Genomic DNA, 12628 nt, shown 5'->3' with positions numbered 1-12628 from the left:
ACCGGATTTCGAGGGGGGACGCGTAATATGCGTAGAACCACAGCTCAGTTCGCGTGCATGGCCGCCATGACCGCCGCCGTACTGCTCACCGGCTGCGGCACCGCGACGAAGGGGGATCCGTCCGGGCGCGCGATGACCGGGACCGTCGGGACCGCCGGGGTGGGCTCGCCCGAACCGTGCCCGGTGACGGACCCCGGCACCCCGCAGACCCCGCCGACGCTGATCGACGGCACCCCGGCCAACACCCCGGAGGGAAACAGGCTTTCTCAAGCCGTCGGCGGGCAGGGGCGGGGCGCCTTCGCCGACGTCTACTCCACCCACATCACCGACCACCCCGCCGGCCGGGTGGCCGTGTGCGTCACCGACCTCGCCCGGGGCCGCCTCCTGGTGGCCGCGGCGCACGAGGCGGATCCGCAAGCCGACCCCGCCCGGGCCGACTTGTACCTGAGCCCGTACACGCGACGGGCCCTCAGCGCCGCGATGGAAAAGGTGATGGCGCTCGAACCCGCCTTCCCGATCCACACCTGCTCCGCGGGCCGGGGCGCCACGGGACTGGAGGTGACCTCCTCCGCCGAGGGCGTCGCCTCGCGCGAGTTCAGGAAGCAGTTGGAGAAGGCGACCGGCGGCATCCCCGTGACCATCAAGGAGGGCGCCCCCCTCCAGGCCCTGGTGGGGAAGGCCGACGTCACCCCGGCGCCGGTCACGCCCTAGGGGCGATCAGCTCCTCCATCACCGGGCGCGGAAGGGCGGGGTTGGCCGCCGCGGCCTCCGCCGCCGCATGGTCCTCGCCGGTCAGCAGGCCGACGAGGACCGACGGGGGCAGGGCCGGGTGGCCGGCGGCCCGCGCCCGGGTCTCCTCGACGGCCAGGCACGGCAGGAGCGCCTGCACCGTCGCGTTCGGATGGGAGGCGATCTCGCGGAAGGCCCGCCGCACGGGGGGATCGTGCCGGGCCAGATCCGCCAGCAGGGCCGCCGAGGCATCCGGATTTGACGCCACCTTCACGAGCACCCGTACGCCGTGCCGCGCGACCATCGCGCGCAGCCGGTCCTCGGTGATGCCCGGGTGCGGGGCGATGGTCTTCAGCACCGCCGCGTCCGGGTCGGCGGCCAGGGCGTCGCGCACCTCTGCCGGAAGGTCGCGCCGGCGGGCCGCGAGCATCCGTACGGCCGCATGCGGGGACGCGGCCAGCTCGGCGAGTTCCTCGGGGGAGGCGGCTTCGATCCGCGGCAGCGGCTCGGGGCGGATCCGCACCGTGCGGGCCAGGTGCGCGAGCACGTCGAGCGGGACCCGCGGATGCCGTGCCAGGGCGGAGCGGTCGATGTCCCGGTCGTCGTCGGCGGCGGCGAGGGCGCGGATCAGCGGCTCGTCGATGGCGGGATTGGCCACGACTGCCTGCCGGACCGCGGGATGGGAGTCCTCGGCGAGCCGGGCGTACAACGACGCGGGCAGATCGGCCCGTTCGGCGAGGGCCCGGCGTATCCGCATCGACGGGTGGCCGGCGAGCAGGGCCGCGGCCCCGGGCGGGGTGGCCCGGTTCTCCGCGGCCGTGTGCAGCATGTCGCGCACGGTGGACTCGTGCCCGCCGGCGCAGGCTTCGTCGCCGAACAGTCCCCAGTCCGGCAGCGTGCAGAGGGGGTCGTGCGTGAACGGGACCTCCTCGCGGTCGCAGACACGGCACGACTCGGCCGGAGCGAGTCCCTCGCCGGTGATCAGCGCCGCCAGGGCGGCAGGCGGCGTGGCCTCGTTGGAGGCGGCCTTCCTCCGGACCTCGGCGTGCGGGTGCACGGCGAGGCGCGCGGCGACCTCGGGAGCATCCGTCCACAGCGCCAGCTCGGCGACCACATCGATGTCCGGGTCGGCCGCGAGGCTCTGCGCCACATCGAGCGGCAGGCCGGGGGCGGAGGCCAGCGTCCACCGGACTTCCCCGTCCGGGTGGGCGGCCAGCAGCCGGGCCCATTCCGCAGGCCCCGCACGCTCGTCGAGCAGGACGAGTGCCAGCCGGGGCCGGGCCACCGGATCCACGTCGGCGGCGGTCAGCAGGCCCCCGCGGGCGAGGCGCAGCGCCGCGTACTCGTCGTGTGCGGACAGCGCGAGGACCTGGGCAGGGGTGAGGTCCGTGCGCTCCGAGAGCGCGTAGGCGAGATCGGCGGCGATATCGTCGTCGGGGTCCGCGGCCGTCGCCGAGACCGCGCGCGCGACCAGCCGGTCGACGAGCTCGGGCGGCAGGGCGGGGTTGGCGGCGAGGCCGCACAGCAGGTGGCTCACCGCTCCACCGCCGCGGTCAGGGCCTCGGCCAGCGCCTCGGCGTAGGGCCGCGGGCGGCGCCGGCGCGGGCAGAGCAACCCGATGTACCGGGCGGGGCGAGGGGGTTCGACCCGTACGGCGGTCAGCGCCCCGGCCGGCTCCAGGGAGACCTGCGGGATCAGCGCCACCCCGACGCCCGCCGCGACCAGGCTCTGCGCGAAGAAGTAGTCCGAGGTGGAGGCCGCCACCCGGAGCTCGAACCCGGCGAGCGAGGCGTACCGGCGCAGGTACGCCTCGGTCTTCAGGCAGCCGAGCACCCAGCGCTCACCGGCGAGTTCGGTGAGGCTGACGGCGGGGCGCCCGGCCAGGCGGTGTCCGGCCGGCAGCACCAGCCACAGCGGATCGTCCATCAGCGGCAGCCAGTCCAGACCCGCCCGCAGCGGCAGCGGCCCGTCGAAGTGGTACGTCAGCGCGAGATCGGCCGCGCCGCCGCGCACCATCGGCACGGCGGCCTCCGGCTCGGCCTCCACCACCGTCAGCTCCACGTCCGGCTGCGCGGCCACGAACCGGGACAGCGCCCGCGGCAGCAGGTGCCTGCCCCCGCTGACGAAGGTGGCGATCGTCAACCGCGGCCGCCCGGCGGTGATCCGGTCGATCTCGTGGCGGACCTGGTCCAGTTCGGCGGAGATCGTCTCCGCCGCCTCCACCAGCAGCAGGCCCGGCTCGGTGAGGGTGACCCCGCGCGTGGAGCGCACCGCGACCGGGTGGCCGAGGCTGCGCTCCAGCGAGGCGATCTGCTGGGAGACGGCCGAGGGGGTCAGGAGCAGCGCTCCGGCCGCCTTGTTGAAGCTGCCGTGCTCCGCCACCGCCCGCAGGATCCGCAAACCCTGCACATCGATCATCAGTTTTCCTTACGACGGGATCAGTATCTGATCAGTACCGCTGGGGGACGATACAGCGGCAGTGTCGGAGCCATGAAGAGAATTCTTGTCATCGGCGGCAGCCGGTACTTCGGGAAACTGCTGGTCAGACGGCTGGCTGAGGCCGGGCACGAGGTGAGCGTGCTCAACCGGGGCCGGTCCGCGCCCCCGGGCGGCGTCGGCCGCCTCGTCGCCGACCGCGACGACGAGGCACAGCTCCGCACCGCGCTGGGCGCCCGCACCTTCGACGTGGTCATCGACCAGGTCTGCTACACCCCCCGCCAGGCGGAGATCGCCCGCCGCGTTTTCGCCGGGCGCACCCCGAGGTACGTGATGACCTCCACGATGGAGGTGTACGACCCGGCGCCGCCGACCCCCGACGCCCTGCGCTACGCCGAGGGCAAGCGGCGGGCCGAGGCGGTGTTCCTGGGCGGGCACCCCGGCGGGACCCCGCCCTTCGAGTTCGCCACCGTCCGGACCGCGCACGTCCTGGGCGGCGGCCGGGAGGAGTTCACGGGGCGCCTCGCGCACTACGTCGAGCGGATCGGGGCCGGACTGCCGGTGGACGTACACCAAGCCCCGCACCCGACCTCCTTCATCCACCACCGGGAGATCGCGCGCTTCCTGCACTGGGCGGCGGAGCAGACCTTCACCGGCGCGGTCGACGCCGCCTCCCACGGAGCGCCGGACGTACGGGAGCTGTGCGAGCTCGTCGGCGCGGGGGTCGGCCGGCGGCCGCGGTACCGGGTGGTCGAAAAGGGCGCCGCGGCCTCGCCGTTCTCCTTCGACCGGGCCTACGCCCTGGACAACGGCCGGGCCGCGGCCCTGGGTTTCGACTTCGGCCGGATCGCGGACTGGCTCCCCGGGGCCATCGCCGAGACGGCGGCCGCGTCTGACGGGGCTTCGGCCGGGCCACAGCCCTAGCGGTCGCCCGCGCGTCGCTCCAGGGGCGTCGTCACCGCCGAGTTGCTGACGCTGAAGGTGACGCTGCCCGCCAGGTAGCGGTCGTCGGACCACTCGATCGGCCGGCCCGAAACCGTCGCCGACACGTGCCGCTGGCGCAGCAGCGGGCTGCCGCGCCGGATCCCCAGCAGCCGGGCGTCCTCGCTGCCCGCCGCAAGGGCGTCGATGAGGTGTTCGCCGTAATGGGCGACGATCCCCGAGCTTTCGGCCAGAGCGTCCATGACGGAGCGGCAGTCCTCCGGCATCGCCTCGACCGCCGCCGCGACCCAGTCGGCGTACGCGGTCCGCTCCACCATGGTCGGCTCCCCGTCGAGCAGCCGCAGCCGCAGCACGGCGAGGACTTCCGTGCCCGGCGGGAGTGCCAGGCGCTGCGCCTCCTCCGCCGTGGCGGGGCGGCGGGTGCGGGACAGGAAGGTGCTGCGGACCTCGTGCCCGACCCCCTCGGCCCACTGGGCGAAGCTGTTGAGTTCGCCGAAGCTGTGCCGCCGCTCCTGGCGCAACACGATCCGGCGGGCGCCCTGCCGGGACCCGATCAGCCCCTCGGCCGCGAGCGTCGCCACCGCCTGACGGACGGTCCCGCGCGAGGCGGACCAGCGCGCGGCCAGGTCGCTCTCCGAGGGGAGCCGGGCACCCACCGGGTACTCGCCGCTCAGGATCGCTGTGCGCAGCGCCTCGGCGATCTCCACGTACCGGACCGTCGCCATCCTGTGCGCCCCCTTGATCATCGTCTGTCGGTCACCTTAGCCAGCGGGTCGGCCGGCGGGTCGCCCGTACCCCTCACCTTGATCATTCAGGGCCCGTTGTCACGACCTCTTTCGGTCAATCGATCGATTTCGTCGAGACGTGCTCCGCCGGACGGCCGCCGTTCACCGTCCGTACAGCGGGCCCGGGCGAACTGGAGCCAACTTGTTCAGACAAGTGAACCCCTCCTTTGTTCCAGTCTCCGGGAGAGACCGTGCTCAGATCCCCCGCCCGTCGCGGTGCGGCCGTCCTGCTCAGTGCCGCCGTGCTCACCACGCTCAGCGCGTGCGGCGCCGCACCCGACCAGCCCGCCGGCTCGGCCGCCGCCGACGGCAAGAACAAGGTCCAGCCGGGCGCCGCGGCCTCGGTCGCCGACTTCGCGGGCCCGGCCGGCCTCGTCGCCGCCGCCGAGAAGGAGGGCGCCCTCAACGTGATCGCGCTGCCCCCGGACTGGGCGAACTACGGCGCGATCGTCAAGGCCTTCCAGGCCAAGTACCCCAAGATCAAGGTCAGCAGCGAGAACCCGGACGCCTCCAGCTCCGACGAGATCGCCGCGGTCAAGTCCCGCAAGGGCCAAAAGCGCGCCCCCGACGTCCTGGACCTGGGCATCGCCTTCGCCCGCAGCGGCGCCGCCGAGAACCTCTTCGCCCCGTACAAGGTCACCGCCTGGGACAAGATCCCGGACTCCCAGAAGGACGCGGACGGCCGCTGGTACAACGACTACGGCGGTTACGTCTCCATCGGCTGCGACGCCGCCCGCATCCCCAACTGCCCGACGTCCTTCGCCGACCTGGCGAAGCCCGAGTACAAGGGCAAGGTCGCCCTCAACGGCAACCCCACCAAGTCGGGTTCGGCCTTCGGTGGCGTCTACGCTGCCGCCCTCGCCAACAAGGGCTCCTTCGCCGACATCCAGCCGGGCATCGACTTCTTCGGGCAGCTGAAGAAGAGCGGGAACTTCATCCCCGTCGAGTCCACCCCGGCCACCGTCGAGAAGGGCGAGACGCCCATATCCATCGACTGGGACTACCTGAACGCCGGCTACGCCGAGCAGTTCAAGGGCAAGGGAGTCGACTGGAAGGTGGCCGTCCCCACCGACGGCGTCTACGCGCAGTTCTACTCCCAGGCGATCAACAAGGAGGCCCCGAACCCGGCGGCCGCCCGCCTGTGGATGGAATTCCTCTACAGCGCCGAGGGCCAGAACCTGTGGCTGGCGGGCCACGCCCGCCCGGTCCTGCTCCCCGCCATGACCCAGGACGGCACCGTCGACAAGGCAGCCGTCACCAAGCTCCCGCAGGTCACCGGCACGCCGTCCTTCCCGGCTTCCACCGAGCTCGACAAGGCCAAGGCCACCCTCGCCGAGAAGTGGGACAAGGCCCTCAGCTGATGTCTGCCCCCACCACCACCCCCCACCCGACGGGGACCGCCGGCGGCGGCGGAACCACCCGCCGCCGGCGGAGCGGCCCGCGCACCTGGCTCGCCGTCCTCCCCCTCCTCACCTTCACCGGGCTCTGCTTCGGCATCCCGCTCGGCGCCATCGCCTTCGGCGCGGTCACCCGCACCGACACCTCGACCGGCGCCACCCGGCTGACCGGCGAGCACCTCGCACGCTCCCTCCAGGGCCCCTACCTCGGCTCCCTCATCGGCAGCGTCCAGCTCTCCGCCCTCACCGCCCTGATCGGCGGCGTGCTCGGCGTACTCGTCGCGCAGGCCGTGGTCACCTCCCGCTCCCAGGCCCTGCGCGGAGCGGCGCTGAGCGCCTCGGGCGTCCTCGCCAACTTCGGCGGGGTCCCGCTCGCGTTCGCGTTCATCGCCACCGCCGGCATCTCCGGAGTCCTCACGCAGCTCGCCGACCTCACCGACCTCGGCTGGAACCTCTACTCCTTCACCGGCCTCGCCGTGGTCTACCTCTACTTCCTGACCCCGCTGATGGTGCTGGTCATCGTCCCCGCCCTGGACGGCCTGCGCCCGCAATGGCGCGAAGCCGCCCAGAACAACGGGGCCACCACCTGGCAGTTCTGGCGCCACGTCGGGCTGCCCGTGCTCGCGCCCTCCCTCCTCGGCGGGTTCGTGCTCCTCTTCGGCACCGCCTTCGCCGCCCACGCCACCGCCGCCGCGCTCGTCGGCGGCTCGGTCCCGCTGGTCACCCTCAAGATCGCGGACGCGCTGTCGGGCAACGTACTCACCGGCCAGGAGAACGTGGCGCTCGCCCTCGGCCTCGACATGATCGTGATCGCCGGCCTGGTCATGGCGGTCTACCTGCCCCTCCAGCGACGGAGCGCCCGATGGCTGCGATGACCCCGACCGTGGACACGACCGAGGAAGCCACCGCGGTACGGATGACCGCGCGCCGGCCGCGCCCCCGCCCCCGGGTATGGCGCGGAGCCGTACTCGCCCTCGCCGGCACGTACTTCCTCCTGCCGCTCGCCGCCTCCTTCGTCTTCACCGTGCACGTGCCCGGCCGGGGGACCACCTTCGAGGCGTACACCGAGCTCCTCGCCGCCGACGGCTTCACCCGGAGCCTGCTGCTCTCGCTCGGCCTGGCCGCCGCGACCATCGCGGCCTCCCTGCTCCTCGCGGTGCCCGCGCTGATCGCCGTACGCATCGGATCGCCCCGGCTGCGCCCCGTCGTCGAGGTGGTGTGCATGCTGCCGCTGGTGGTGCCGCCCATCGCCCTGGTCACCGGCATCACCACCGTGTTGCGCTGGGGCCCCGACCACCTCTCGCGGACCCCGCTCTACCAGACCTTCCTGGCCGTCCAGAACGAGGACTTCCCCGTCGTCCTGGTCCTCGCGTACACCGTGCTGGCACTGCCCTTCGTCCACCGCTCGCTCGACGCCGGCCTGCGCGCGGTCGACGTGCCGACCCTGGTCGAGGCCGCCCGCAGCTGTGGCGCGAGCTGGCCGTACGTCGTCCTGCGCGTGCTGATCCCCAACCTGCGGGCCTCGCTCGCCGCAGCCGCCTTCCTCACCCTGGCCCTGGTCCTCGGCGAGTTCACCATCGCCTCGCTGCTCGGCTTCCAGCCCTTCGCCGTGTGGATCGTCTCGATCTCCGGAGCACAGGCCCGGATGTCGGTCGCCGTCTCCATCCTCAGCCTCCTCATCACCTGGCTGCTCCTGCTCCTCCTCTCGCGGGCCGGGACCAACCCGTCCACGGTCGCCTCAGCCCCCGCAGCCTCCCGTACCTCCCGTACCTCCCGCAAGGAGTCCTGACCCTCATGTCCACCACCCTTCCCGCGGCGAGGAAGCCGGCGGATACGGCCGCCCCGGCGGGCGCGCGCGTCGAATTCCGCGGCCTGCGACGGGCGTTCGGCTCCACCACCGCCCTGGACGGCCTCGACCTCGCCATCGAGCCCGGCGAGCTCGTCGCCCTGCTCGGGCCGTCGGGCTGCGGCAAGACCACCGCCCTGCGCGTCGTCGCCGGCTTCGAACAGCCCGACTCCGGCGAAGTCCTGGTCGACGGCGAGGACATCACCCGCGTGCCGGCCAACCGCCGCGACGCCGGCATGGTCTTCCAGTCGTACAGCCTCTTCCCGAACCTCAGCGCCCGCGACAACGTCGCCTTCGGCCTGCGCGTGCGCAAGGTGCCCGCCGCGCAGCGCCGTGAGCGGGCCGCCGAACTGCTCGACCTGGTCGGCTTGCCCGAGCACGGCGACCGCTACCCGCACCAGATGTCCGGCGGCCAGCAGCAGCGCGTCGCCCTCGCCCGCGCCCTGGCCCTGCGCCCGCGCGTCCTGCTGCTCGACGAGCCGCTGTCGGCGCTCGACGCCAAGGTACGGGCCAACCTGCGCGAGGAGATCCGCAGGCTCCAGCTCTCCCTCGGGATCACCACCGTGTTCGTCACGCACGACCAGGAGGAGGCCCTGTCGATGGCCGACCGGGTCGCGGTCCTGAACGCCGGGAAGCTGGAGCAGTGCGCCGCCCCCGCCGAACTGTACGAGCGGCCCGCGACACCGTTCGTCGCCGAGTTCGTCGGCACCATGAACCGGCTCCCCGGCCGGCTCACCGACACCGGCCTGGTGGAGGTGGCCGGAACCCGGCTGCCCGTGGACGGCCCGGTGCCGGCCACCCCCGACGTGGAGGTCCTCGTCCGCCCCGAGAACATCACCGTCGCGGCCGACGCCGCGGGCACGGCCACCGTCGTCTCGGCGTCCTTCTTCGGCGCCGTGACCCGGCTCCACCTGGACCTGGCCGGCGGCCGGACGGTCAAGGCCGACCTGCCGTCACGGGACGCCCACGACCTGGCCCCCGGCACGCGGGCGACCGTGAGCCTCGCCGAACGCCCCGTCCTCGTCGTGGCCGGCTCCGCGTGACCGGGCCGGCCGACGGCCTCGGCGCCGTCCTGTTCGACATGGACGGCACCCTCGTCGACACCGAGGTGCTGTGGTGGCGCACCACCGGCGAGGTCGCGCTCAGCCTCGGCCACCGGCTCGGCGAGGCGGACGCGCCCGAGGTCGTCGGCCGTGCCGTCGAGGACACCGCCGCCCACCTCGTCCGGGTCTCGGGAGGGGGAGACCCGTACGAGGTGGCGGCGGCGCTGACCGGAAACTTCTTCCGCCGTGTGGAGGCGGGCGCGCCGATGCGGCCCGGCGCCGACCGGCTGCTGACCGCCCTCCACGCGCAGGGCGTCCCCTTCGCCCTGGTCAGCGCCTCGCCGCGGGTGGTCGTGGACTCGGTGGTCGGCGGCTCCCTGGCCCATGTCCCCTTCGCCTTCACCCTGTCCGCGGACGACACGGAGCTCACCAAACCGCACCCGGACCCCTACCGCTCCGCGGCGGGCCGCCTCGGCCTCGAGCCGCGGGCGTGCGTGGCGGTGGAGGACTCCCCGGACGGCGCCGCCTCCGCGGAGGCCGCCGGGTGCGGGGTGCTGGTGGTCCCGTCGCTCCTGGCCGTCCCGGCAACCCGCGTACGCACCTTCGCGCAGTCCCTGGAGGAGGTCACTCCGGAACTCCTGCGGGCATGCCTCAGCACCGGAACCGGATCGCGCCGGCCTCCGTCTGAGCACCCGTGTGGATGAAGCGAAGAATTCTGGTTCTGCTGTTCGCCCTGCTCACGACGCAGCTGGGCTCCCTGATCAGCCCGGCGTACGCCTGTGGCTGCGGGGCGATGATCCCCGAGGGCCACTCCCGGATCGGGGTCGAGCAGGAGACATCCGTCGTGCGCTGGGACGGCCGTGCGGAACAGATCGTGATGAGGTTCACCGTCCGGGGGGACGCGGCCCGGGCGGCCTGGATCATGCCCGTCCCCGGGCGGGCGAGCGTGGAACTCGCCGACGGGGCCATGTTCGGTGAACTCGCCTCGCTGACCCGGCCCGAGGAGAAGGCCCGCCACTACTTCTGGCCGCGTGAGGACGACTGGCCCTTCTCCTCCCACTCCAGGGACATGGCCGGGGCCCCGGCGCCCGGCGCGGGGGCCTCGGTCGACGTCGTCGGCCGCGAGCAGCTCGGCGACTTCGACGTCGCCCGGCTGACCGCGACCGACCCCGACGCGCTGCGGAACTGGCTGGAGAGCAACGGCTTCAAGCTGCCCGACGGCCTCGCCACCGAACTGAAGCCCTACGTGGACCAGAAGTGGGAGTACGTCGCCGTCCGCCTCGCCCCGCGCCGGCAGGGCAAGAAGCTCCAGGGCCACCTCGACCCGCTGCGGATCCGCTTCGACAGCGACCGGCTGGTCTACCCGATGCGGCTGTCCCGGCTCGCCAAGACACCCCAGTCCCTGCGCCTGTACGTCCTGGCCGACCACCGCATGCAGCCCGCCTCCCCGATCGGCGGCGCCGACCCGAAGGTGACCTTCGCCGGAACCGTCACCCCGAAGGACAGCGCCCTGGCCGGCCTCACCGGCGGCGAACCGGCCTATCTCACCGCCATCGAGCAGGAGTTCCCGGAGCCGGGCCGCATCGACGGCGACCACGTGCTCCGGGCCGCGGCATCCGACGTCCCGTACCGCCGCGCCATCTACCACGACGAGCTGCGAGCCGTCGCGGGCGGCATCCCGGTCTGGCTCCTGACGGTGGCCGGCGCCGCCGCGGCGGCCGCGACGGCGCTGTTCGTGGGCCTGCGCGCACGGCGGCGGAACCGAGCCGCTGCCGCTGCCTCTGTCTAGGCGGGCCGGGCCTGAGCCGCCCAGAAGCCGCACTGGTGGTCCGCCGCGAACGTCGAACTCGGCTGCGTCGCACCGGGGTTGAGGGTGAGGACCGTACCCAGGACGCCGGTCGCCGGCCACCGGGTCTGCCCCGGCACCACCGGCGTACCGAAGCGGGCGAAGGCACCCCAGTACCGCTTCATCCGGGTGCCCAGTGCGCTCTGCGCCGCGGTCAGCGGGCGCTCGCCCATCGTGAAGTCGTGCAGATAGGCCAGCTCGGCGCTGTGCGCGTTGGACTCGTCCAGGCCGGGCACCTGCGCACCGGCCAGCGTCGGCGAGTCAGGGTCGTCGAACTCGTAGGCGAACGTGGGTACTTGTGCGGCGAACAGCTGCGCCGTCCACGCGGTGTGGCAGGCGAAGGCCGAGTCCGTCATGACGGCCGACATCGCCAGGTACGGCGATCCGTAGGCGGAGAGCGGATAGCGGGCCAGCACCTGCGACCCCGAAGTGCCATAACCCGCCAGGACCTGCGCGGTGTACTCGTCCGCCGTGAGGTACGGCTGCGACAGCGCGACGAACATCCGCGCCTCCGAGCGGGTGCTCCCGATCAGGACCGGCACCTTGTTCCAGGTCCCGGCCCCGATGGCGGCGGCCGGATCGAGCGGCAGCAGCCCGTCGCCCGACGCCGGACCCGAGGTGGGCAGCGTACGGGCCGCCTCGGCCAGCGCCGGACCCGTCGCGGCACGCAGACAGGCCGCCACCGCGGCCGGCTCGGCGCACCCCGCCCGGGCGGCGAAGGCCCGCGCCTCGGTCGCGGCCCGCGCGCTGTCCGGCGTACGCAGCAGCGTGCACGGACCGCTCTGCAGTACGGCCCGGTGGAACAGGCCCGCGGCCGACGGGGCGGCCAGTAGCGCGCAGACGGAACCGCTGCCCGCGGACTGCCCGGACACCGTCACGCTGTCGGGGTTGCCGCCGAAGGCGCCGATGTTCTCCCGGGTCCAGCGCAGCGCCGCGACCTGGTCCATCAGCCCGAAGGAGCCGGAGCGCCGCTCGTTCTCCCCGGCGAGCTCGGGCAGACCCAGGTAACCGAGCTGCCCCAGGCGGTAGTTGATGCTGACCACCACGCTGCCGGTGAGATCGGCCATCGTGCGGCCGCCGAACTGCGTTCCGGTGCCCTGGCTGTACGCGCCGCCGTGCAGCCACACGATCACCGGCAGCCGGGCTCCGGTGTGCGCGGTGCGCGGCCGGTACACGTCCAGGTAGAGGCAGTCCTCGCTGACGGCCTGCGGATCCCCCAGCCCGAAGGGCGAGAACTGCAGGCACGCGGGCGCCTGTCGGGTCGCCTCGCGCGCCCCGCTCCACCGCTGCGGCGGTCGCGGCGCACGCAGTCGGGACTCCCCGACCGGGGGAGCAGCGTACGGGACGCCCAGGAACTCCTCTGCCCCGTCGTGCATTTGGCCGCGGAGCGTGCCCTGGGTGAGGGTGACCTGGGGGCGGGGTGGGCTGCCGGGCGAGGCGGCGGCGGGGGCCGCCGGTGCGAGCAGTGCGGCAAGGGCCGTCAGGGCTGTCAGTGCTCTCAGGGCAAGCACCTTACCGAGCAGGGGTCTTGCTGATGTGAACCGCTTCATCAGTCGTCCTGGGGTAGTGGCGGGCCGGGGCGGAGCCGGTGCGTGCTCCCGCCC

General features: G+C 73.6%; 12 protein-coding genes. 8 read left to right on the top strand and 4 right to left on the bottom strand.

The genetic code is table 11. The features are described 5' to 3' along the window. Window positions 1–57 precede the first annotated feature (57 nt). Window positions 58–711, top strand: a complete 654-nt coding sequence (locus ACFWB8_RS20770) for a hypothetical protein (RefSeq protein WP_385228831.1) — start codon at window positions 58–60, stop codon at window positions 709–711. On the opposite strand, the gene ACFWB8_RS20765 is transcribed toward ACFWB8_RS20770, so the two are convergent. Next, on the bottom strand, window positions 701–2266 hold the full coding sequence (locus ACFWB8_RS20765; RefSeq protein WP_385228828.1) for a hypothetical protein: 1566 nt from the start codon (window positions 2264–2266) through the stop codon (window positions 701–703). The genes ACFWB8_RS20770 and ACFWB8_RS20765 overlap by 11 nt on opposite strands. Beyond that, complete coding sequence (locus ACFWB8_RS20760; protein ID WP_385228825.1) at window positions 2263–3147, bottom strand: LysR family transcriptional regulator; 885 nt, start codon at window positions 3145–3147, stop codon at window positions 2263–2265. Before ACFWB8_RS20760 ends, ACFWB8_RS20765 begins: the two co-directional genes overlap by 4 nt. Before the next feature lie 72 nt (window positions 3148–3219). Here ACFWB8_RS20760 and ACFWB8_RS20755 point away from each other — a divergent pair, with 72 nt between their 5' ends. Next, complete coding sequence (locus tag ACFWB8_RS20755) at window positions 3220–4089, top strand: NAD-dependent epimerase/dehydratase family protein (RefSeq protein WP_385228822.1); 870 nt, start codon at window positions 3220–3222, stop codon at window positions 4087–4089. Here ACFWB8_RS20755 and ACFWB8_RS20750 read toward each other — a convergent pair. After that, entirely contained in the window at window positions 4086–4832 is a 747-nt protein-coding gene (locus tag ACFWB8_RS20750; protein WP_385228819.1) for a GntR family transcriptional regulator, read from the bottom strand. The two genes, ACFWB8_RS20755 and ACFWB8_RS20750, sit on opposite strands and share 4 nt — an antisense overlap. 251 nt (window positions 4833–5083) lie before the next feature. On the opposite strand from ACFWB8_RS20750, the gene ACFWB8_RS20745 reads away from it, so the two are divergent. From ACFWB8_RS20745 to ACFWB8_RS20720, 6 genes are read left to right on the top strand one after another with little or no spacing between them, the layout of a single operon-like run. Next, window positions 5084–6253, top strand: a complete 1170-nt coding sequence (locus tag ACFWB8_RS20745) for an ABC transporter substrate-binding protein (protein WP_385228816.1) — start codon at window positions 5084–5086, stop codon at window positions 6251–6253. Next, window positions 6253–7164 (top strand): ABC transporter permease, encoded by a 912-nt coding sequence (locus tag ACFWB8_RS20740; RefSeq protein ID WP_385228813.1) that lies wholly within the window; start codon window positions 6253–6255, stop codon window positions 7162–7164. The genes ACFWB8_RS20745 and ACFWB8_RS20740 overlap by 1 nt, the downstream gene beginning before the upstream one ends. Before the next feature lie 41 nt (window positions 7165–7205). Next, window positions 7206–8078: an ABC transporter permease gene (locus ACFWB8_RS20735; RefSeq protein WP_385228942.1), complete on the top strand. Its 873-nt coding sequence runs from the start codon at window positions 7206–7208 to the stop codon at window positions 8076–8078. Between the two features lie 5 nt (window positions 8079–8083). After that, on the top strand, window positions 8084–9178 hold the full coding sequence (locus ACFWB8_RS20730) for an ABC transporter ATP-binding protein (protein ID WP_385228810.1): 1095 nt from the start codon (window positions 8084–8086) through the stop codon (window positions 9176–9178). Further along, window positions 9175–9882 carry an HAD family hydrolase gene (locus tag ACFWB8_RS20725; RefSeq protein WP_385228807.1) on the top strand — a complete coding sequence of 236 codons (708 nt, stop codon included), beginning with the start codon at window positions 9175–9177 and terminating at the stop codon, window positions 9880–9882. The genes ACFWB8_RS20730 and ACFWB8_RS20725 overlap by 4 nt, the downstream gene beginning before the upstream one ends. Next, window positions 9879–10967 (top strand): DUF2330 domain-containing protein, encoded by a 1089-nt coding sequence (locus ACFWB8_RS20720; protein WP_385228805.1) that lies wholly within the window; start codon window positions 9879–9881, stop codon window positions 10965–10967. Before ACFWB8_RS20725 ends, ACFWB8_RS20720 begins: the two co-directional genes overlap by 4 nt. Here ACFWB8_RS20720 and ACFWB8_RS20715 read toward each other — a convergent pair. Then, a complete protein-coding gene (locus tag ACFWB8_RS20715) occupies window positions 10964–12535 on the bottom strand; it encodes a carboxylesterase/lipase family protein (RefSeq protein ID WP_385228802.1) in 1572 nt (523 codons plus the stop codon). The two genes, ACFWB8_RS20720 and ACFWB8_RS20715, sit on opposite strands and share 4 nt — an antisense overlap. Between the last annotated feature and the right edge of the window lie 93 nt (window positions 12536–12628).

The sequence above is a fragment of the Streptomyces sp. NPDC060031 genome, from assembly GCF_042736805.1.
GTDB lineage: Bacteria > Actinomycetota > Actinomycetes > Streptomycetales > Streptomycetaceae > Streptomyces.
Note: the sequence above shows the minus strand (reverse complement) of the source record. Positions and strands in the feature narration are given on the sequence as shown.

Coding starts and splice junctions, on each gene's coding strand:
- ACFWB8_RS20770 (WP_385228831.1), top strand. CDS start 58: ATGGCCGCCATGACCGCCGCCGTACTGCTCACCGGCTGCGGCACCGCG.
- ACFWB8_RS20760 (WP_385228825.1), bottom strand. CDS start 3,147: ATGATCGATGTGCAGGGTTTGCGGATCCTGCGGGCGGTGGCGGAGCAC.
- ACFWB8_RS20755 (WP_385228822.1), top strand. CDS start 3,220: ATGAAGAGAATTCTTGTCATCGGCGGCAGCCGGTACTTCGGGAAACTG.
- ACFWB8_RS20750 (WP_385228819.1), bottom strand. CDS start 4,832: ATGGCGACGGTCCGGTACGTGGAGATCGCCGAGGCGCTGCGCACAGCG.
- ACFWB8_RS20740 (WP_385228813.1), top strand. CDS start 6,253: ATGTCTGCCCCCACCACCACCCCCCACCCGACGGGGACCGCCGGCGGC.
- ACFWB8_RS20735 (WP_385228942.1), top strand. CDS start 7,206: ATGACCGCGCGCCGGCCGCGCCCCCGCCCCCGGGTATGGCGCGGAGCC.
- ACFWB8_RS20730 (WP_385228810.1), top strand. CDS start 8,084: ATGTCCACCACCCTTCCCGCGGCGAGGAAGCCGGCGGATACGGCCGCC.
- ACFWB8_RS20720 (WP_385228805.1), top strand. CDS start 9,879: ATGAAGCGAAGAATTCTGGTTCTGCTGTTCGCCCTGCTCACGACGCAG.